General features: G+C 34.1%; 23 protein-coding genes. 10 read left to right on the top strand and 13 right to left on the bottom strand.

All coding sequences use genetic code 11. The annotated features are described in order from the left end of the window. Positions 1–173: 173 nt before the first annotated feature. The 5 genes from HNQ00_RS06220 to pnuC form a co-directional block, all read right to left on the bottom strand. Positions 174–896 (bottom strand): GLPGLI family protein, encoded by a 723-nt coding sequence (locus HNQ00_RS06220; RefSeq protein WP_173837463.1) that lies wholly within the window; start codon positions 894–896, stop codon positions 174–176. 166 nt (positions 897–1,062) lie between these two features. Then, complete coding sequence (locus tag HNQ00_RS06215) at positions 1,063–3,300, bottom strand: TonB-dependent receptor (RefSeq protein WP_173837462.1); 2,238 nt, start codon at positions 3,298–3,300, stop codon at positions 1,063–1,065. A gap of 253 nt (positions 3,301–3,553) precedes the next feature. After that, positions 3,554–3,958, bottom strand: a complete 405-nt coding sequence (arfB, locus tag HNQ00_RS06210) for an alternative ribosome rescue aminoacyl-tRNA hydrolase ArfB (RefSeq protein ID WP_173837461.1) — start codon at positions 3,956–3,958, stop codon at positions 3,554–3,556. A 31-nt stretch (positions 3,959–3,989) separates the two neighbouring features. After that, positions 3,990–6,101 (bottom strand): DUF4301 family protein, encoded by a 2,112-nt coding sequence (locus HNQ00_RS06205; protein WP_173837460.1) that lies wholly within the window; start codon positions 6,099–6,101, stop codon positions 3,990–3,992. Continuing rightward, a complete protein-coding gene (pnuC, locus tag HNQ00_RS06200; protein WP_173837459.1) occupies positions 6,062–6,685 on the bottom strand; it encodes a nicotinamide riboside transporter PnuC in 624 nt (207 codons plus the stop codon). The genes HNQ00_RS06205 and pnuC overlap by 40 nt, the downstream gene beginning before the upstream one ends. A 311-nt stretch (positions 6,686–6,996) precedes the next feature. Between pnuC and HNQ00_RS06195 the strand changes: the two genes are divergently transcribed. Beyond that, positions 6,997–7,278 (top strand): hypothetical protein, encoded by a 282-nt coding sequence (locus HNQ00_RS06195; RefSeq protein ID WP_173837458.1) that lies wholly within the window; start codon positions 6,997–6,999, stop codon positions 7,276–7,278. Next, complete coding sequence (locus HNQ00_RS06190; protein ID WP_173837457.1) at positions 7,279–7,677, top strand: group III truncated hemoglobin; 399 nt, start codon at positions 7,279–7,281, stop codon at positions 7,675–7,677. Between the two features lie 40 nt (positions 7,678–7,717). Here HNQ00_RS06190 and HNQ00_RS06185 read toward each other — a convergent pair whose 3' ends face one another. After that, complete coding sequence (locus tag HNQ00_RS06185; RefSeq protein WP_173837456.1) at positions 7,718–8,386, bottom strand: 4'-phosphopantetheinyl transferase family protein; 669 nt, start codon at positions 8,384–8,386, stop codon at positions 7,718–7,720. Positions 8,387–8,656: 270 nt separating this feature from the next. On the opposite strand from HNQ00_RS06185, the gene ahcY reads away from it, so the two are divergent. From ahcY to HNQ00_RS06160, 5 genes are all read left to right on the top strand, one after another. Next, the gene (gene ahcY / locus HNQ00_RS06180) at positions 8,657–9,973 is read left to right on the top strand and encodes an adenosylhomocysteinase (protein ID WP_173837455.1); all 1,317 of its coding nucleotides are present in this window, start codon (positions 8,657–8,659) and stop codon (positions 9,971–9,973) included. Between the two features lie 262 nt (positions 9,974–10,235). Next, positions 10,236–10,751: a hypothetical protein gene (locus tag HNQ00_RS06175; protein ID WP_173837454.1), complete on the top strand. Its 516-nt coding sequence runs from the start codon at positions 10,236–10,238 to the stop codon at positions 10,749–10,751. Between the two features lie 99 nt (positions 10,752–10,850). Continuing rightward, positions 10,851–11,393, top strand: a complete 543-nt coding sequence (locus tag HNQ00_RS06170; RefSeq protein ID WP_173837453.1) for a hypothetical protein — start codon at positions 10,851–10,853, stop codon at positions 11,391–11,393. Between the two features lie 147 nt (positions 11,394–11,540). Beyond that, positions 11,541–11,951, top strand: a complete 411-nt coding sequence (locus HNQ00_RS06165; protein ID WP_173837452.1) for an Rrf2 family transcriptional regulator — start codon at positions 11,541–11,543, stop codon at positions 11,949–11,951. Positions 11,952–12,011: 60 nt separating this feature from the next. Beyond that, positions 12,012–12,644 (top strand): NAD(P)-dependent oxidoreductase, encoded by a 633-nt coding sequence (locus HNQ00_RS06160; RefSeq protein ID WP_173837451.1) that lies wholly within the window; start codon positions 12,012–12,014, stop codon positions 12,642–12,644. A gap of 59 nt (positions 12,645–12,703) precedes the next feature. Here the strand turns inward: HNQ00_RS06160 and rpmA are convergent, their stop codons facing one another. Together rpmA and rplU are read right to left on the bottom strand one after the other, a co-directional pair. Then, on the bottom strand, positions 12,704–12,970 hold the full coding sequence (gene rpmA, locus HNQ00_RS06155) for a 50S ribosomal protein L27 (protein ID WP_026709571.1): 267 nt from the start codon (positions 12,968–12,970) through the stop codon (positions 12,704–12,706). 24 nt (positions 12,971–12,994) lie between these two features. After that, a complete protein-coding gene (rplU, locus tag HNQ00_RS06150; RefSeq protein WP_026709570.1) occupies positions 12,995–13,432 on the bottom strand; it encodes a 50S ribosomal protein L21 in 438 nt (145 codons plus the stop codon). A 248-nt stretch (positions 13,433–13,680) separates the two neighbouring features. On the opposite strand from rplU, the gene HNQ00_RS06145 reads away from it, so the two are divergent. After that, a complete protein-coding gene (locus HNQ00_RS06145) occupies positions 13,681–15,006 on the top strand; it encodes a M16 family metallopeptidase (RefSeq protein WP_173837450.1) in 1,326 nt (441 codons plus the stop codon). A gap of 10 nt (positions 15,007–15,016) precedes the next feature. Beyond that, a complete protein-coding gene (locus tag HNQ00_RS06140; RefSeq protein ID WP_254598451.1) occupies positions 15,017–16,435 on the top strand; it encodes a M16 family metallopeptidase in 1,419 nt (472 codons plus the stop codon). A 55-nt stretch (positions 16,436–16,490) separates the two neighbouring features. Here HNQ00_RS06140 and HNQ00_RS06135 read toward each other — a convergent pair whose 3' ends face one another. The 5 genes from HNQ00_RS06135 to mutY all read right to left on the bottom strand — a co-directional run bounded on the left by HNQ00_RS06135 (position 16,491) and on the right by mutY (position 21,007). Next, a complete protein-coding gene (locus HNQ00_RS06135) occupies positions 16,491–17,378 on the bottom strand; it encodes a DMT family transporter (protein ID WP_173837449.1) in 888 nt (295 codons plus the stop codon). A gap of 203 nt (positions 17,379–17,581) precedes the next feature. Next, complete coding sequence (gldD, locus tag HNQ00_RS06130; RefSeq protein ID WP_254598449.1) at positions 17,582–18,148, bottom strand: gliding motility lipoprotein GldD; 567 nt, start codon at positions 18,146–18,148, stop codon at positions 17,582–17,584. A 10-nt stretch (positions 18,149–18,158) separates the two neighbouring features. After that, positions 18,159–19,457 carry a gliding motility-associated protein GldE gene (locus HNQ00_RS06125; RefSeq protein WP_173837447.1) on the bottom strand — a complete coding sequence of 433 codons (1,299 nt, stop codon included), beginning with the start codon at positions 19,455–19,457 and terminating at the stop codon, positions 18,159–18,161. Positions 19,458–19,480: 23 nt separating this feature from the next. Continuing rightward, positions 19,481–19,921, bottom strand: coding sequence for a single-stranded DNA-binding protein (locus HNQ00_RS06120; RefSeq protein WP_173837446.1), 441 nt, complete (start codon positions 19,919–19,921; stop codon positions 19,481–19,483). A 45-nt stretch (positions 19,922–19,966) separates the two neighbouring features. Beyond that, positions 19,967–21,007 carry an A/G-specific adenine glycosylase gene (gene mutY, locus HNQ00_RS06115; RefSeq protein WP_173837445.1) on the bottom strand — a complete coding sequence of 347 codons (1,041 nt, stop codon included), beginning with the start codon at positions 21,005–21,007 and terminating at the stop codon, positions 19,967–19,969. Positions 21,008–21,141: 134 nt separating this feature from the next. On the opposite strand from mutY, the gene HNQ00_RS06110 reads away from it, so the two are divergent. Beyond that, a complete protein-coding gene (locus HNQ00_RS06110; RefSeq protein ID WP_016989051.1) occupies positions 21,142–21,432 on the top strand; it encodes an HU family DNA-binding protein in 291 nt (96 codons plus the stop codon). The last annotated feature ends 282 nt before the right edge of the window (positions 21,433–21,714 follow it).

Here is a 21,714-nt window from a genome sequence, read left to right as displayed (position 1 = left end):
TTCTTTTCTAGAGAACCTCCAGTTGGTTCTATTTTATAAATATTGGGAACCAAATTTTGAGAAAATAACACACAAAAATTAAACAGTAAAATTTGAAATAAACTCTATATAAATAAAAATTAAACTCATGGCAATTCTTAAACCTATTAATAACACAAATCACCTCTAGTGTTTTACTTTCCCTTTTCTCTCTTCTTTGATAAAATTACCGCGCCCATACTCGACTTAAGCATTTTTTCGTATGCAGCTCTAGATACTGTTCTTCCTTTAGGTATATTTATTTTTAGTGCAGTATCTGAGAATTCTATTTTTGATGCCACACAGGTTTTTTGACTTTCTGTTAACTCTAAAATTAAACCAGGTAAACCGTAATAACTTTTTGGACCAAAGCTATAAGGCAAACTAGGTGCAAACCAACATACTACTTCCTTAGTTTTAGATTCACCATATCTATTTACATATGGAATCATAAGCGTTGCTTTGTAACACAAATAGGCTCCAATCATTTTAGAATCCGTTCCTATTTGCCAATCTTGCTTGTCCAATTTTTCTTCTATCAAAGTTCCGTCACTCATCGTTATAATTTGCCTACTAGTTTCAAAATCAGTATGCGTTTCATGAGATGCTTGTAAAGCTCTAGCGACTGCGCTTAACTTTTTATCCTTTTCTGACTCAAAATTTAATTTGGTGTTTTGGATGAAGTGTGATTGCTGCTTATTAAAAGTCAACTGAAATTCCAGTTGATTAGCTGCACTTAAAATGTTTGTTGCAAAATCTTTAGATTCTTTCGACTTAAGATCATCTAGATCCATTTCATAATTAAAATTATACGTAACACTGCCTGATGTTTGCGCCAAGGCTACTGTGGTAAATAATAGTAAAAAAAGGTACTTCATAGGTCTATATGGATAATTGATTCTGTTTTCGAAAAGATAAATTAAACTTCAAAATTAAAAATATAGAATTTTTCTGATAAAGCAAGTGAAAACAAAAAAAAATACCTACAAAAAAAAACCTGAAAGCCCAAAACTTTCAGGTTGTACTACAAGTCAATTTTATTACTTAAAACTTCAATGTTAATCCTACTAGAAAATTGATTCTTGCTTGAGGATAATAGCCCGCTCCTTCGATCGTGGTTACTGCCGGAGGATTAGAATAATCGTCGTCATAGGTATAAAAATATCCGTTAGAAATGTATTTATAATCAAAAACGTTGTTCACTAATCCAGTAATCAAAATAGATTTAAAAACCGACTTAGGTTTAAACTCATAAGAAACATTAATATCGTTTACAAAGTAGGATTTCAATTTAGAATTATCTGAATCTATATTCCCCATGTATTGCTCCCCTACAAACTTAGAAAGTAAAGACACTTGAAAATTAGTAACTGGTAAAAATGTAATGATATTTCCAGCAATAAAATTAGGAGAATAAGCAATATTAGTATTTCCTAAATTAGTTAAAACGCCATCACGACTAAAAAAGAAATCTTTGTTTTTATTATTGCTAATGGTAACATTAGTCCTGATAATTAGGTTGTCTAAAATTGCCACAGTAGCATCAAGTTCTATTCCTACACGGTAACTATCACCACTGTTTTTACGTATTGGTGCTCCTACGTCGTCTAGCGCTCCAGTTAATATCAATTGGTCTTTGTAATACATTAAATAGGCGTTTGCGTTAAGCTTTACCTTAGCCGAATTATGACGGAATCCCAATTCGATATCATCTAATTTTTCAGGTCTCGGACTCCCATTTTCGTAATCTGTTCGATTAGGTTCGCGATTTGCTCTTGCGTAAGAAGCATACAGTTGATTCTTAGTATTTATCTCAAAGCTAAACCCTGCTTTAGGATTAAAAAAACTGAAATTATCGTTTACTATTCCCGTCTCGGCAGCATTGGCCTTGTAATGTACATTTCGCAATTGTAAGTCTCCAAACAAGCTTAGCTTATCGGCAATTTGGTAATTTGCTTTCGCAAAAATGTTACCGTCCGTTTTAGTAGCATCATCGTCATAATAACGATCTCCTAATTCAAATGGTAAAGCGTAACGTGACCATAACAAATTACCGTAATGATTTCCTTCGTATTTATTATAGCCCCCACCAAGAATCACATCAAGTCCCTCAGTTTTATAAGTAGCTGAAAATGTCGTTCCATAAAAATCATTATCCAACCATTTTTGACGTACTAAATCTACTTTTTTCACTGTCGCTCCATTTACTACGATAGGTGCAAAACCGTAGTCCGCAATTTTTGCATCTTCTTTGAAGTTCTCATAATATCCTTTTCCTTTGGTATAATGAAACGCGAGATTTGTACTCCAGTTATTTGTGACTCTCTCGTTCCAATGCAATTGATAATGATCTTGCTGGTAATTATCTGTCTCATTGTCATAAAAACGGATGTTTCCAGCTTCATCGGTATAAATACCCGAAACATTGAATGTTCGATTATTCTTTAAAACATCTAGGTCTTCTAAACCATTCCACGATTGATATGTTTTCTCTGTTCCTCCAAAAGCTAGCGCTTTTATCAAAGTAGTTTTACCCACATACGTCCCTTGTAAGAAATACGATTTTAAATCAGAGGAAGCTCTATCAATATACCCATCACTTTTTAAAGCCGAAAGTCTTCCTGCTAGTTCAAAATGGTCATCGATGAGACCTGTACTAAATTTAACTGTGTGTTTGCGAGTATTAAAACTTCCAAAAGAGTTGGAAATTTCTCCATTACTTTTTTTAGCATAACTATCTGTAAGCATGTTAAGGCTTGCGCCAAAAGCACCCGAACCATTCGTAGACGTTCCCACTCCTCGTTGTAACTGTAAACTCTCTAGAGAAGAAGCAAAATCAGGCATGTTTACCCAGAAAGTTCCATGACTCTCAGAATCGTTATAAGGGATTCCGTTGATCGTTACATTGACGCGAGTTGCATCACTACCACGAACTCGTATTCCAGTATATCCTACTCCGTTTCCAGCATCAGATGTAGTGACAACTGAAGGCAAATAGTTCATTAAAATAGGAATATCTTGTCCTAAATTGCGGTATTTGATTTCCTTTTTATCTAAATTGCTAAAACTTACAGGGGTTTTTGTAGTAACCCGAACAGCCGAGACCAGCACCTCGTCTAATTTATTTACAGCGGTAGTGTCTTTTACTTGCGCAAAAGAAGCCGTACTGCATAAAATGGCAAAAAGAGAAAGTGAAACTGTTTTAAGAGCAGAACATTTTTGGATTTCTGCAACGGTGCAACTTTGAGGTTGTGCAACTTTGATACTTTTAATTGTTTTCATTCGTAAAAAAAAATCACGAATAAAAGGGGGAATTATTCTTGTTGTTAAATTTGTAATTAATTGTTCCTATATCAAAAAAGCACAACACTTCCTTGATATTTTTTCCCTTGACAACATTACTCGTCCAGGTTCGTTGGGTATAATCTCAGCTTTCACTCTATCACTAGAATTGGGCACCCCTTTGAGACATCGCAAATGTACTTCTAATTGTTTAAAAAACAAACAACAATCACCAAATCTCAATCTAACTAGTCTAATCTAAATCAGGTCTCTTTCTGCTTATTTTCAACTTAGAAGTATTCTTTTTATTAGTAATTCTTTTTCTAATTGCCGATTTTGGAATCTTTGTAGCTTTCCGCTCTTTAGGAACTAGGAGTCCGTTTTTTATAATTTGGAGAAAACGCTTGGTAACAATTTCTTTATTTTTGAGTTGGCTTCTATCTTCATCACAATTCAAAATTAATACAGCGTCATTAGTGAGTCTCGAAGACAAATTTAAAAACAACAATGCTTTCTCATTATCGTCTAATGCCTCTGATTTATCAAGCACAAAAGAAAGCACCACCTTAGAGGATACTTTATTCACATTTTGTCCACCAGCACCACTACTTCTTACAGCTTTGTAATTGAGTTCGCTGATTATTTTTGGAATGTCCATTTTATTCTATTTCAATTTTAGTGTGGTCAATCTATTGTTGGTGCGCGTGCTTCAATAAATCATTAACCGTTTTTACTGGATTAAATGTTAGCAGCGGCACCTGTACAAAAATTGTCAACCAGTGCCCCATCGCACCATTCCATAAACCAGGTAATTCGTAGCTTTTTATTTCGTTACCACAAATAGTTTTATTCACAATGAAACCACTGTTGCCATTTACAAATTCTAGCAAATTGAACTTTTCTCCTTTGTAATTTTTAATACTGCAAACCAAGTCTACTGGATTAAAATGCGTGGCACCATTTAAAATTGCAAGTTGTTTTTTGTCTTCAAGATCGATTTGAGAAGTCTCAACAATTTGCAACGAAACTTGGTTATTATCGTCTCTAACCCAAAATGGACCACCACCAGCTTCACCTTCATTTTTTACCATTCCGCAAATACGAATGGGTCTATTTAGCACTGCTCTAATGGTAGCTACTTTACTTTTGGTTTTAAAAGAGTCAAAATCCTTAGGAAGTTTTATTCCTAATTCTTCTTGAATAAAAGATGCTACCTTACTTAAATCAGCTTCTTTATTCTTACTATCATCTAATAACTCTAAACAATGAAAAACGCTCTTTTGCTTTTCGATTAAAATACCTGCCAACGCCTTTTTATAAAGTGCCGTTTCATTATTGTTGTGTAGAATTACATTGTCTATATTTTTAATAAAGACGATATCGGCATCTAGATTATTTAAATTATTAATTAAAGCACCATGTCCTCCTGGTCTAAAAACGAGTGCACCGGTTTCAGCAGTGTAAATTCGGTTTTCAGCAGTAACGGCAATAGTATCGGTACTTTTATGCTGGTATGAATACGCCACAGCTACAGTACTATTTGTCTCGCTTTCTACTCTATCCTTGATTTTGTTTATAACCTTTTCAAAGCGCTCTTGATGTTCCTCTGAAATGGTAAAATGAAGATTTGACTGCCCATTTGAGCATGCATAATAGCCACACTCATACAAATGCTCTTCGATGGGAGAAGCAATATTAGCATAATATTTGTGGAAAGGCAGAATCCCTTTTGGCTTATTTCCAAAATCAAAATATTCTGGATCTAGCAACATTTTTATAAAATAGTAATTTTTAAGATCGCGGCTTAAAATATTAAAATTAGGGTATACTGTTTTAAGTTTATCATGAACCTTAGGAAAAAAGGCAAATTTATCCATACCAACAATAAAAACAGAAAGTTCAGTATCTTTTTTACGGTTTATATAGGCATTAATACTCTCTTCCTCAACATTGAACTCCGCTAGAAATACAGATAAAAACTTAAACATTCTACTTGCTGCTCCTGAGGCTGGCACAAATTTTAATAATTTAAAATTGTCTTTCTCTTGGTCAAAAATGGTTGCTTTTTCTTGATATTGCTGGTCTGTTAATTTCAGTATTCCGTTAGCAAAAGTTGCCGGAGCCACTAGATCTGCCTTTGCTATTCCGTTTTTAAAGATATCCAGCTGTCTTTCAATATTCTCAATAGGAATTCCGTGCTCATAGATTTGCACATAATTTTCTGATGATAACCCTAATTTTTTGGCCACGGTCAAATCATCAATGATTTTTATCGCCTTTGCCAATCTCAAATCTTTATTTCCTGACAAAGTGATAAAAGGTTTATGATTATCTATCAAACTTTGTTTAAAAACTGAAAACACAGATTCTCTACCAGTAGGTCGATCACGGAGGTCGTCTTTCTCCCATGGCACATCGATATCAGTCAAAAAGAATAAATCATATTGATGTTCTTGTGCTGCTTTTACTAGCAATGGATCACAATAATTATAATACACATCAGAGAAAACCTTTGTAACCATTAAATTAGTATCACAAAATAAGTAGTTGTGTGCTGTTTTTAATTTTAGATTTTCAAGATGCGTTTGCCCGTAAGCTATAGGCATCATGTCATTGACATCACAAATTTCTTTAGAATTATTCCATTTATCTTGTAAATAGTCGCGCGCAAATTCAGGAACCCATTCTGTTTCATAATGAGCTGCTAATTGTATTGCTAATGTTGTTTTACCCGTACTTTCAGGTCCAAACATTGCTATTTTTATAATTCCTGACGCGTCTTGTTTAAGATTTTCTTCCATTCTAAGTAGCCATAAACGGCAATAATTGTGAATACTATATATTGAATACTAGTAAAAGTGTAGCCTTTTGCAAAATAAAGCGGTATCGAAAGTAGGTCACCTAATATCCAAAAAATCCAATTTTCTATTTTTCTTTTGGCCATAAGCCACATACCTACAAAAAATATTGCTGTTAAAAGTGTATCTAAATAAGAATACCAGCTTGTGAATTTATTAAAATAAAGATACACAAAAACTACAAATACCAAAGTAGAAAGAAAGATAATTCCCGCTTGTACCTTATTTTTATTAGTCATCACTGATATAGGAAACTCGACAACATCACCAGTTTTACGTGTCCAGTGGTACCAGCCGTAAATACTCATGATAAAATAGTACACATTTATCATTGAATCTCCCAGTAAATTCCATTGCCATAATAGGTACGCATAGATAGATGTGCTAATTAAACCCGTAGGAAATACTAAGATATTATCCTTTTTAGCAAACCACACGCTACACAACCCAAAAAAAACAGCAATAAGTTCTAAGTACACTTCATGAACTGGATACGCGCTATACTGCGCAAAAAAGTAATCAAACATACTATTCTAAGTTTTTATTTATTCGAAAAAAAAGCGCTAGTTCAGCTACAATTATGGGATATTACAGCTGATTACTGCAGCTATCTCAAAGTATTATGCTGACCATTTCTACTGCTACGTAATAGTACGGCATAAGGAATCTAGGGCAGTCTTATTGTTAATTTGTAATAGATTGTAAAAGTAACCGCTTTTTTTAATTAGTCTACTAGAATTTTACAATAGATTATATGATCACTTTATGGCAGCATGACATTTATCATAAGTTAAGAGGAAGTGCTGTTGTAAATTTGCTATAACAAAATCACAGTATTATGACACTTTATAACAAATCATTCGCAAATTTTGACAATGGCTTTTTTGGATACGCAACAATGGGAATCTTGGGACAAAGTTGCCTAGGTGGCGCTGCTGCAATGACCGTATTGTCTAATGGAACATCTTTAATACAAATGGCACAGCTTGCATTAATCGTATTGGTTAGTATGCTTGCAAATACATTTATATTGGCCCAAATGAACCATAAAGTAATTTTCAATACGCTGCTAATAAGTTTTATTACAAGTACACTTTTGATTGTAGCAAATTCATTGTAAATGTTAAAAGACCTAACAAACAGAGCAGATGTTTCCTTATTAGTACATGCTTTTTACAGTAAAATAAGAGCCGACAAAGAGATTAATTTTTACTTTAACGAAATGATTTCTGACTGGGATGAGCATCTCGAGAAACTAACCAATTTTTGGGAGATGAATCTCTTTGGCGGTAAAATGTATACCGGAGATCCTTTACAAGCTCACGTAAAAGTAGAGCACAACTTTAGCGGAAAAATAGGCCCTAACGAGTTTGGAATCTGGTTGAACTATTGGGCGCAAACAATCGATGAATTATTTGCCGGTGAGAACGCAGCTATATTAAAACTTAGGGCTAGAAAAATGGGCACTTTCATTTATATGGCGATGTTCAATAGTAGAACAAAAGAATCTTTGCAGTAACGAGTTAAAACAGCATGACAGCCGCAACTGTATCGATAGCCTATCCTTTATCTTTTCCTTTAGAGGTATGAGTTTTTTTTTGTTCGAAAGCATAGACTAAAGTAAAATCCTCGATTTCTTGATACACAACATTATATTTTTGACTGGCGCCTTCAAAATTCACTTGTGCAACAGTATCATTATTACCTAAATCAAAAGCATTTACTACAATATGATCTTTAAAGCTTAAACCTTTTTCACTCCTAATTTTATAAATTGCCTCTTTAGCACCCCAGATAACGGTTAGCTTTTTAATATAATTTAAAGCGTTTATTTTATTGAGATAACTTGCTTCTTTATCTATAAACTTATCAGCAATGCGGATTATCTTCTCTCTTTGTAATTCGATATCAATTCCTACCACTTCATCACTAATGATAATTGCCGAAAAATTGTGAGAATGAGTAATCGAGATATTTTTAACATCTTTGAGATGCGGCTTCCCATCTTCGTTATAATAAAGATCTAGATCGTTAAACCTAGCCTCTTGCAATAACTTGCGTACACTTAAAAAACCACGCTGGTGCATCTCTGATTTCATAGAGGCTAAACGCACGCGATTTTTCATATTTAAAACCACCTCACTAAATAATTGATCGTACGATTCTGTGATTTTCCAAACAAGGATTTGGGTAGAAGCATTGTGCTGTATAACGGTGTGTAAAGGCATCTGGTTTATTCTGGTTTTTTAGCCCCGATGGAAACGGCATCCTTTTTATCATGAACATATTTCTAATGTATAAAAAGCGTTCTTGATAAAAAGATATAGTGTACAGCGGGATTAGCTCCTGACAATGAAGCTAAACGATCTTAATAATTATTATTTTACTGATTTTTAAAAGATTACAATACTAAACAATTCACAAATATTAATGAATCCTTTTAAAATAGTAAGTTAATGCGTAAATTTGCAAAAATTACAATTACAAATATACTATAAATGAGTACTACAACTATGCCTTTTGTGGCTTTCAAAGTAAAAGATATCTCTCTAGCTGCCTGGGGAAGAAAAGAAATTGAATTAGCAGAAGCTGAAATGCCAGGTTTAATGGCACTTCGCTCTGAATATAAAGACGAACAACCACTTGCTGGTTCTCGTATTGCTGGATGTTTACACATGACGATCCAAACTGCAGTTTTAATCGAGACTTTAATTGCTCTTGGTGCTGAAGTAACTTGGTCATCTTGTAACATTTTCTCTACTCAAGATCAAGCTGCTGCTGCTATGGCTGCTGCTGGAATTCAAGTTTATGCTTGGAAAGGTTTGAACGAAGAGGATTTTGACTGGTGTATTGAGCAAACATTATTCTTTGGTGAAGATAGAAAACCATTGAACATGATTCTTGATGATGGTGGAGATTTAACTAACATGGTTATTGACCGTTACCCACACTTAGTTCCTGGAATTAAAGGTTTATCTGAAGAGACTACAACTGGAGTTCATAGATTGTACGAAAGAATGAAAGCGGGAACATTACCTATGCCTGCTATCAATGTAAATGACTCAGTAACTAAATCAAAATTTGACAACAAATACGGTTGTAAAGAATCTGCAGTTGATGCAGTTCGTCGTGCTACTGACATTATGTTAGCTGGTAAAAGAGTAGTTGTATGTGGATATGGTGACGTAGGAAAAGGTACTGCTGCTTCTTTTAGAGGTGCTGGATCTATTGTTACAGTTACAGAGATTGACCCTATTTGTGCTTTACAAGCTGCAATGGACGGTTTTGAAGTTAAAAAATTAAACACTGTTGTTGGAAATGCTGATATCATCATTACAACTACTGGAAATAAAGATATCGTTCTTGGAGAGCACTTTGAGCAAATGAAAGATAAAACTATCGTTTGTAACATTGGTCACTTTGATAACGAAATTGCAGTTGCTTGGTTGAACACTAACCACGGAGCTTCTAAAGTTGAAATCAAACCACAAGTTGACAAATATACTATCAACGGTAAAGACATCATCTTACTTGCTGAAGGACGTTTAGTAAACCTTGGTTGTGCTACAGGTCACCCAAGTTTTGTAATGAGTAACTCATTTACAAACCAAACATTAGCGCAAATCGAACTATGGAAAAACAGTGCTGACTACAAAAATGAAGTTTACATGCTACCTAAGCATTTAGATGAAAAAGTTGCGATGTTACACCTTGCAAAATTAGGTGTTGAATTAGAGACTTTACGCGATGATCAAGCTGCCTACATTGGAGTTGAAGTTGCAGGTCCATTCAAACCAGAGTACTACAGATACTAATTTTAGTAAATAGTTACTATCAAATAGTAATTAGCTACAATTGATAATAGAAAAACCCTTGCATTACCGATAACTATCGGGAGCAAGGGTTTTTTATTTTTAGACCGACCCCGATAGCTATCGGGGATCGGGGTCGGGGGTCGGGGATTGGGGATCTTTAAAAGTATGCCGCTGCTACTCCTCACGCAAAAAGCTGCAACACAGCGCCCTCACTCCAATTGTTTTTATTACTTTTAATACAAATTAGTCAGCATTCTCAATTATGAAAACAGGTATCCTCCTACTACTCTTTATACTAGCACCATTTTTAGCTACAGCACAATTTTCAAGTGCACAAAGACAAATGAACATGTCTAACAATATGGTTAGACAACAAAATCAAATGTCTTTACAAATACAAAGACAGCAACGCGATTTAGCCAGCTATTCAGCTATACAAGCTTCCAATGAAAATAAATTAGCTAAGGAAGAAAAACAAAACAAAAAATTTAATCAAAAATCTGAGCAAAAGGAAATAGCTTTAAATACTGAAAAAACGAGATTAAACAATTTAAAAAACAGTAAATCCACCATTAAAAACATAGCTAAAGCTGAAAAAAAAGTAACTAAAGCAGCAGTGGATTTGGATAAAATAAACGAAAAAATTGAAACAAGTAATTCTAATATAGCTAATTACAAAAAGACAATTTCTGAATCTGAGCAGAAAATGAATGCACTAAAAGCCGATAAAGCAGAAAAGAAAAGACTTAAAAAAGAGAAAAAAGAAGCCAAGAATTAAAGTTCACTGTAGCAAATATAAAAATGCACTCCTTTAACTTTTATCATTTGGCATATATTTTGTAATATAAAAAGTAATAATTTAACAAAAACCAATCTAATGAAAAAAATTATCTTAAGTATGGCTGTTGTAGCTTTAATTTTTGCTACCTCTTGTAAAAAAGAAACAGAAGAAGAAGTTAAAACAGAAATGACAACTGAGGGAACACAAGATGTTACTGCCTTAGAAACAGCATATAACGATGCCGTTTTAAAACTAGAAGAAGCTAAGAAAAGTGGAGACGCTGAAGCTGAAAAAGTAGCACAAGAAGCAGTTGATCAAGCAAAGGCGTCATGGGATGCTGCAGTTAATTCCACTACAGAAATGACATCTGACCTTAAAGAAGGACTTGAAGAAACTAAGAGTGACTTAAAGGATGCAAAAGAAAATGCTGAAGCAGAAATTGACAAATCGACTACGGAAGCTAAAGCAGCAATTAACACTGCAAAAACTGACGCGGTAAACAGCGCAAATGCTGCAAAAGACAATGCAGTAGAAGCAGCTAAAAAAGCAAAAGCAGATGCTGAAGCAGCTGCAGCAAAAGCAAAAGAAGACGTTAAAAAAGGGTATAACAATTCTCTTGAAAAAATGAAAGTTAAATAATTCAGCTTTTAATTTATATTAAACCTTGCTACGAGAACTACGTTCAACTAGCAAGGTTTTTTGAATTTAAAAAACATTAAGAAACCAATCAATTTAAAAAAAAATAGCACTACATTTGTACTGTAATAAAAATTAATACAGAATAAAATGGTTAAGTCAAAATTTTCTATAGCTTTACATATCATGACCATTCTAGCTCATAATAAGGACGAATGGCATACTTCTGCATTTATTGCCGGGAGCTTGAATATCAATGCAGTATTAGTTAGAAATGAAATTAAAACATTAAAAACTGGCGGACTTATCGAAAGCAAAGAAGGTAAAAATGGAGGTGTTCGTTTAGCACAAGACGCAAATAAAATTCTCCTATCTACAATTTTTAAAATAGCAAAAGGGGACAATCATGTCCTAGGATTTTGCAGTAATACGCCAAATCCCAACTGCCCAATTGGTAGACAAATTCAAAGCAAATTAGACAATATCTTTATTAGTGTTGATGATGCTATTATCGAATCTCTAAACGAGCAAACATTAGAATCTTTCAAAAATCAATTTTAGCTTTTTTTTAAAATAAACTGTCATAAAAATTATTACAAATAATAATTAAAAACAAAACAAATGAAAATTTCAATTTTAGGAGCTGGTGGAAACATCGGACAAAGAATCACAAGAGAGGCTGCTTTACGCAAACACGATTTGCATTTAATTACTTCGAAACCAATATCTTTTTTTAAGCTAGAGAATACACCAACTACTGTTGTAGATATTTTTGACACCGAAGCTTTGGCAAATGCCCTGAAAGATAGTGATCTAATTATTAGTGCCTACGCACCACCTTTAGATAATCCAGCTAAACTTTCTACTGCGAGCGAATCAATTTTGGGAGCTGTTAAAAAAAATGCACAACGTCTAATAGTTGTTGGCGGAGCAGGTAGTTTACTGATTGGAAAAAATGAACTATTAGTAGATTCTCCAAATTTTCCAGAAGCATACAAAGGCGTTGCACTTGCACATAAAGATGCCTTATATAATATTTACCGCAAATCAGAAGGAGTAAACTGGACCAATGTATCTCCAGCTGCATACATTTTTGAAGGTGAAAAAACAGGTCAATTCCGTATAGGAAAAGATAATTTAATTGCCAATGAAAAAGGAGAAAGCTCTATTTCTATGGAAGATTTTGCGGTGGCAATTCTTGATGAAGTTGATAACAAACAATTTTCTAATCAACGATTTACTGTTGGGTATTAATCTAAAATAAAAAACCCAATCTTTTCAGATTGGGTTTTTAAATAAATTGAGAAAATCAATTATGCTTCTACTTCAAATGGAAGGATTGAAACGTATGATTTGTTATCTCTTTTCTTTTGGAACTTAACAACTCCATCTACTCTTGCGTGTAGTGTGTGATCTTTACTGATGTAAACATTTTCACCTGGATTGTGTTTTGAACCTCTTTGTCTTACGATGATGTTCCCTGCAATAGCAGCTTGTCCACCAAAAATCTTAACACCTAAACGTTTTGATTCTGATTCTCTACCATTCTTCGAACTACCGACACCTTTCTTGTGAGCCATGACGTATTAGTTTTAATATTGTTATTATTCTTTAGTATCGTCCTTTTTAGCAACTTTTGCTTTTGGAGCTTTTTTTACTTTAGGAGCTTCTGCTTCTTCTGTAGTTGCTTCAGCTGCTGCTTTTTTCGGAGCTGCTTTTTTAGTAGCACCTGAGGCAGTAATACCTTCAATTACAATTTGAGTAAGATACTGTCTGTGACCGTTTCTCTTTTTGTATCCTTTTCTTCTTTTCTTCTTGAAAACGATAACTTTATCTCCTTTTAAGTGTTGTAACACTTTAGCTTCTACTGAAGCACCTTCTATAGCTGGGGCGCCTAAAGTGATTGATCCATTGTCATCTAATAAAAGAACTTTGTCAAAAGAAATTTTTGAACCTTCTTCACTAGCTAGACGATGAACGTAAACCTTTAAGTCTTTGCTTACTTTAAATTGTTGCCCTGCTATCTCTACGATTGCATACATATCAAATTGATTTATTGATTTTTAAGGTTGCAAATATACAATTTAATATTTATCATGCAATTCCTTATCCAAAAAATAATCGATGATTTAGTTAAAAAACCATAATCAACACTTTATAACTGCAGATTACAGCATTCTTTGATAATATAGTAACCAACTGAAGCTAACTCATTAAAAAAAGGTATTTTTGAGCTACTAATTATTCGTTATGCACACACACTGCAATAACAGCACTTTTATTAATCTTTATGAAAAAATCTATAATGATTTTAAGTACCGCCCTAATGCTTGGAGGAGTAGCAGATGCTCAAAATATAAACTTTGAAGAATACGATTTAAATAATGGAATGCATGTTATTTTACATCACGACCCTTCAGCACCAGTTGTCGTAACATCTGTGATGTACCACGTAGGATCTAAAGATGAAGACCCTGCAAAAACTGGTTTTGCACACTTTTTTGAACACCTCCTTTTTGAAGGAACAGCTAATATTAAAAGAGGAGAATGGTTTAAAATCGTCGCTTCAAACGGTGGTAAAAATAACGCCAACACCTCTGACGACCGTACCTATTACTATGAAATATTCCCTTCTAATAATTTAGAGCTAGCCCTATGGATGGAATCAGAGCGCTTACTGCACCCTGTTATTAACCAGATTGGTGTAGACACGCAAAGAGGCGTCATCAAAGAAGAAAAAGCCTCTCGATATGATAATCGTGCTTACGGTAAAATAATAAACGAAGTTAAAAAAAATCTTTTTATCAAGCATCCTTACCAGTGGTCTACCATTGGTTCAACGGAACAGTTAGAAACTGCCACTCTAGAAGATTTTCAAGCTTTTAATAAAAAGCATTATATCCCCAACAATGCTGTACTAGTAGTAGCTGGGGATTTTGAAAAAGAAAATGCTAAGAAGTGGATCGAAAAATACTTTGGAGAAATCCAAAAAGGAGAAAAGATAGAAAAACAAACATTTAACGAAACGCCAATTACCCAGACAATAAGAGCAACCTATGAAGATCCGAACATTCAAATCCCAATGGTGATCGCATCTTATAGAACACCTTCGATGAAAACCAGAGATGCCCGTGTACTAAATTTAATTTCTTCCTATTTAAGCGATGGAAAAAGCTCAAAACTTTACAAGAAAATTGTAGATGATAAAAAAATAGCGCTACAAATAGGCGCTGTAGGCTTTAGCCAAGAGGATTACGGCATGTACATTGTTTATGGACTGCCAATGGGAACACACACTTCTGAAGACTTACTAGCTGAAATAGATGAAGAGATAGTAAAAATTCAAACAGACTTAATCTCTGAGCGAGATTATGAAAAATTGCAAAATAAATTTGAAAATCAATACATTGACATCAATTCAAGCGTGGAAGGAATTGCCGAAAACCTAGCCAAGTACTATTTGTTGTACGGCGATATCAATCTTATCAACACTGAAGTGGTGACGTATCAATCTATCACTCGAGAAGAGATACGAGCGGTTGCAAAAAAATACTTGAACCCTAACCAACGTTTAATTCTTGATTACATTCCTACCACAGATCCTTCTAAGAAATAAGCATTTACCTATGTCAAAAAGAACAATATTTTTATTCATCCTATTATACATAACAGGAATCATGCAAGCACAAAAACGCCCGCAACCAAGATCTGGAAAAGCTCCTACAGTAAACATCAACAAACCACAGACGTTCACCCTTAAAAACGGATTAAAAGTTATGGTAGTTGAAAACCATAAATTACCTAAAGTTACCTTCAATTTAACGATCGACAACCCAGCTTACTACGAGGGAAACATTAAAGGAGTCGATGATTTATGCAGCAGTTTAATAGGTAGTGGCAACTTAAAAATTGCAAAAGATGCTTTTAATGAAGAAGTAGATTTCCTAGGAGCTAATATTAATTTTAGCTCACATGGAGCCTATGCAAATGCTTTGTCTAAATATTCTGCACGTATCCTACAACTAATGTCTTATGGCGCTTTGTACCCTAATTTTAATCAAGAAGAGCTTGATAAGGAGAAGGCAAAAATACTTGAAGCGATACGTTCACAAGAAAAAAATGTTCCTACTATAGCCAACAGAGTCACTGAGGCATTAGCTTTTGGTACTACGCATCCTTCTGGTGAATACATCACAGAAACCACTGTAAACAACATCACTCTAGAAGACATTAAGGCTAATTATGAGAAATATTTTGCTCCAGACAATGCCTATTTAGTAATTATAGGTGATGTCAAATTTAAAAACATCAAACCTATTGTTGAAGAACTTTTTGGGGATTGGAAAAAGAAAAACATCAAATTCGACAGCTACCCTAACCCTACTAACGTGCCGTTCACACAAATTAATTTTGTAGACACGCCAAATGCTTCTCAAACAGAACTAGCCTTGGTAAACACGATTAATTTAAAGATGAGCGACAAAGATTTTTTCCCTGCTGTTCTGGCCACTTACATTTTAGGAGGCGGTTTTAACAGCTACTTAAATATGAATTTAAGAGAAGAAAACGGCTGGACATACGGAGCAAACGCACTTATTGGGGCTGGAAAATATCCGTCTAAATTGAAAGCAGCTTCTTCAGTGAGGACCTCAGCTACAGACAGCGCTGTCGTAGAAATGATCAAAGAAATCAAAAGAATACGTACCGAAAAAGTCTCTGAAATTTTATTACAAGAAGTAAAAGCAGGCTACATAGGTCGCTTTGTGATGCAAGTAGAAAAACCACAATCTGTGGCTCGCTATGCGCTAAATATTGAGACAGAGGATTTACCGTTAGATTTTTACGAGAATTATATTAAGACAATTGCCGCCGTAACTACCGACGATGTTTTAAAAGCGGCTCAAAAATATTTCATGCTTGATAATATGCGAATAGTTATAACCGGTAAAGGGTCTGAAATACTTTCAGGTTTAGAACAGCTAAATATTCCCATATCCTACTTTGATAATTATGCGAATCCTGTCGAAAAACCGCAATACGATTAAAACAAATTCATTATAAAAAAGGCCGTTTAGAAATTTTCCTAAACAGCCTTTTTTATTATTTCTTAGCAGATAGATACACCCCTATTAATATAATGAATGCACCAAAAAACTGCACTGAAGTCAGCATCTCATTATCAAGTAAACCCCAGAAGAAAGCAACTATAGGAATCAAGTACGTCACCGAAGTTGCAAAAACTGGCGACGAAATTTGGATTAATTTAAAGAACAATATATTAGCAATCCCCGTTCCCACAACACCTAGAATCATGATATACAATATTGATTCCTGCATAGCCGTCAAGGACCCACCTATTTCAGTAAGCGAGCTATTATTAAAAAAACCAGTAAAATACAAGATTGTTAGAGAAGGTAGAGACAAAATTAAAAAGTTACCCGTAGTAATACTTAACGGAGTCAAATCAGACAGGTATCTTTTTATAAGGTTTACATTTATTGCATAACACATAGAAGCAATCACTACAAGAATAGCATAAAAATAGTTCTGATTAGGATGATTTACAGCTCCGTTAAAAACCAATAGTAAACTACCCGCTAAACCAATTAACACACCCCAAACCTGCCTCTTTTGAAAAGCAACACCAAAAAACACGATCCCTAGCAACAGAGTACTCAATGGCGTGAGTGAGTTTAATATAGCTGTAACACCACTATCTAATTCCGTTTCAGCAATAGCAAATAAGAACGCGGGGATAAAGGTGCCAAAAACAGAGGTAAGAACAATAAATTTCCATTTGTGTTTTGGGATTTTCGATAAACTATTGAAACCGATTATCAGTAAAAATAGGGCTGCAAAAACAATCCTTAACGAACCAACCTGAATTGCCGTAAGACCAAGTAATCCTTTTTTTATTAGAATAAAAGAACTTCCCCATACTAAAGAAAGCACTAATAAATAACCCCATTTTAATTGTTTCGATTCCATAAAATAATTTTACACCAAAAATGTAATAATTTTATCAATTAGCCGAAGTTTTTTCAAGTTATATTTTACTAACCGGGAATATTACTCCTATCAACGGCAGCATTTACCTTTAAAAACAAAGCACAATTATTTAACTGCTATTTGACTTTTAAGAAATCAAAACACAGACAGTAATAGGAATAATGTTATTTATTGTAAAAAGATTACTTCCATTTAAGAGTCTCTACAATCCTTTGCATGTCATTTTTAACATAACTAGCAGCTGGCATGATAGAATCAAAATTAGGTTTAGCATAGAAGTAAACAGCACCAGTCATGAAATGTTTTGTACTATCAGTAACATAAAACTGAGAGTTAGTAGCCGCATTTCCATCAACTTGATAAAACATACCATAGACTTTTTTAGAAGCGTTTAAAAAAGGTTGTTCTAAGATGTCGTCTGCTTTTATCACGTGCTCATAAGTAAGTTTTTGAGCATCTTTTAATAACGCATTTATGTTACCATTTACAGGTTTATAATTAAGGTAGATTGTGGCTTTCATCTTTGGATAATTTATGGTAAAACCACAATTTTTATCCTTCTCGATTTTAGCCTCTGAATTCACCTCAAACTCAAACGGACAATCGTCTTCAAAACGTGCGTATCGCGCCTCGTTGTAATCTAAGCGCAGGTAACTTGCCGGCTTAGGCACAACATCATTTTTACAGCTAGATAAAAACACCAGGCATGACAATACCACTAAGCCAAAAACGAAACCACTTTTATTCATTACCTTACAGTTAACCATTGATTGTTACTTTTATCTGTTTTATGCGTTTATTATCTACAGATTCAATTACAAAAAGACAATTTTCAAATGCTATGCGTTGTCCCTTTACGGGGAAATTACCTGAGATCTCAAGAATAAATCCAGCTAGCGTTTCGGCTTCCCCTTTTTGCTCTTCGAATGCATCATCATCGACTGCTATTATTCGATAAAAATCTTTTAAATTTATCTTCCCTTCAAAGATATAGTTGTTATCATCTAACTGCGAAAAGTTAATATCCTCATCGTCAAATTCATCACTAATATCACCAACAATTTCTTCTATTACATCTTCTAACGAAACCAGACCCGAAGTTCCTCCATATTCATCTACGACAATCGCTAAGTGACTTTTCATGTTCTGAAAATCCTTTAACAAGTTGTCTAACTTTTTATTTTCTGGCACAAAGAACGGCTCTCTAATTAAAGCAGTCCAATCAAAATTGATGGTATTAATATGTGGCAATAAATCCTTAACAAACAATACGCCTTCAATCTGGTCAACATTGTCTCTATAAACCGGAATTCTAGAATAGCCTTTCTCAATGATCTTAGGATATATTTCGACGAAAGTCTCCGTCACTTCAAGAGCAAAAATATCAATCCTTGGACTCATAACCTGCTTCGTATCTGTATTACCAAAAGACACAATACCTTCTAAAATCTTTTGCTCCTCTGAAGTTGTGTCATCAGACGAGGTTAACTCTAGCGCTTGTGATAATTGATCTACAGAAAAATTTGTTTTTTGCTTCCCTAATTTATTATGTAAAAAAACCGTCAATTGACGCATCGGAATACTTATTGGCATAAGCAACTTGTCTAAAACAACGATAGGATACAAAACAAATTTAGCAAACTTCACGTTGTTTCGGCTTGCGTAAACCTTGGGTAAGATTTCACCAAAAAGCAAAAGTAAAAAGGTAACGACAATAACCTCTAATGTGAATTTTAAAGCAGGAGAAGTAATTCCGTCAAATAAGTTTCTACCTATAAAAGAGAATAAAATTACAACACCTATATTAATAAAGTTGTTAGCAACAAGTAGCGTCGCTAATAATCTTTTTGGGCGATCAAGTAAATCAGCTAAAATTGTTCCTTTTGAATCATTCCCTTGGATAGCCTCGTCAATATCTTTTTGTGACAAAGAAAACAAAGCCACTTCGGCGCCTGATATTAATGCTGAGCACAATAGCAAAACAAATATTCCGAAGAAACCAAACACTAGATTCATATCTAATGTATACGCAAAGTTCAAACTGGGATCTGGGTCCAAATTAAAAAAGATTAGTTAAACAATTAAAATGGCAAATCATTGATAGGCAAGCCATTATTTTGTGGGTCAAAGTTAGTGTTTTTTACGGATTCTGAACTGTCATTTTTCTTGTTGTTTTCAGCATCCTTCTTTGTCGATAAAAAAGTAAACTCAGTCACCTGAATTTCCGACGTATATTTTGTTGTTCCATCCTCAGCTTGCCACTGCCTTGACCTAATTCTACCTTCAACATAAATCTTATCTCCCTTTGTCAAATATTTTTCACAAAGTTCAGCAGCTTTATTTTTAACCACTAGATTATGCCACTCTGTAGAAGTGATTTTCTCATTTGTAGTCTTATTAACATAGACCTCATTAGTTGCAAGTTGGAATCTCCCAATGCAATTTCCTCCATCAAAATAATGCATTTTTATATCGTCCCCTAGGTGACCTATTAGCATTACTTTATTTAACGTTCCATTCATAATTACTAGTACTCAATTTATATCAAAGATACATTATTATAAAACCTACTCTAATTCCTTTTCAATAAAATTATGAATCACTATTGGAAAAGGAAAACTGCGCAATACCTTACTGTCGATACCGTTTTCAACAAGCCCTGCAACAGTAATTTTCCAGAACTTTATATATAGGTGTTGGTGCGACAATTTGTGAACAGTGCTTTTATCATTATAATCCATGATGCTAATCACTTTATTATCGACTATCAGACTCGCTTTTAAACTGTTCTCGATATATTCAAATCCTTCCTCCTTTTCAGATTCTATTAAAGGAAACTCATATAAGTTATGCCAAATCCCTTTTGCCGTTCGTTTTTGAACAAGCATATTATCATTTTCATCAGCGATTACCAAATAATTAAAATATCTTTTGGTCACTTTTATTTTCTTAGACTTGACTGGTAATTGATCTACTTTCTTTTTCTGCAATGCAACGCAACTAGCATTAAACACACATATAGTACAATCCGGGTTTCTAGGCACACATTGCAGGGCGCCAAATTCCATTATCGCTTGATTAAAAGTTGCTGGGTCATCTTTTGGCATCAACTCATAAGCTAGTGCTGCAAATTCTTTTTTGGCGGAAGCAAAAGCAATATCAGTCTCAACATCAAAATATCGTGACAAGACTCTAAATACATTACCATCAACAACAGGGACTGCTTCGTTATATGAGAAAGAAGCAATTGCAGCAGCAGTATAATCTCCTACTCCTTTTAAATTTAATAACTCTTTATAAGTAGGAGGGAAAACTCCACCTAGTTCAAAAGCGATATGCTGTGCGGTTTTATGTAAGTTCCTTGCTCGAGAATAATACCCCAAACCTTGCCATAATTTCAAGACTTGTTCTTCATCGGCTTTCGCCAAATCAAAAACGGTAGGAAAAGCAGTCGTAAAGGAGAGAAAATAAGGCGTTCCTTGCGCTACTCGAGTCTGTTGTAACATGATTTCTGAGAGCCAAATAGGGTACGGATTAGACGTATTACGCCATGGTAAATCACGCTTATTCAGTAAATACCACTGAATTAACAAGTTAGAAAAATTCATTATTAAATATTTGTTTACAAAAGTAAAAGTTTATGTGATTAAAATTTAATGAATTAGCTTGAATATTTGTTTTTTAAATTCATATATTTGCACACTCAAAAAAATTATTACAATATAATAAATAAGGAAAGAAAATGACGAAAGCAGATATCGTAGCAAAAATTTCAGAAAAACTAGGTCTTGAGAAGGGTGATGTACAAGCAACAGTTGAAACTTTTATGAATGAAGTTAAAAACTCATTAGAGACTGGAGACAATGTTTACTTAAGAGGTTTTGGAAGTTTTATCGTAAAAACTAGAGCTGAGAAGACTGGTAGAAATATTTCTAAAAATACCACAATAAAAATTCCTGCACACAACATTCCTGCTTTCAAACCTGCAAAAGTTTTTGTAGAAGGAGTAAAAATAAATAACGAAGCAAAATAATATTAATTAATCATAAAATCAACTCGATATGCCAAGTGGTAAAAAAAGAAAGAGACATAAGGTAGCAACTCACAAACGTAAAAAAAGAGCGAGAGCTAACCGTCACAAGAAGAAAAAGTAGTTTTAAACTACTTTTTTCTTTTTAAAAGTTCATTGAAATCGAAAATTAGTAATCAGTCCGCAGTTATAAGTATGCAGTTTTCTGCTAACTCAAGCTTACTTGCTGCCAGCTAGTTTTCCCCGGGTTCAATACCTGTTAAAATTATTGTTTAATCCATCCTT

The sequence above is a fragment of the Flavobacterium aeripolare genome, from assembly GCF_013294025.1.
Taxonomy (GTDB): Bacteria; Bacteroidota; Bacteroidia; order Flavobacteriales; family Flavobacteriaceae; genus Flavobacterium.
The sequence above is the reverse complement of the archived record's forward strand: the minus strand, read 5'-3'. Positions and strand labels throughout refer to the sequence as shown.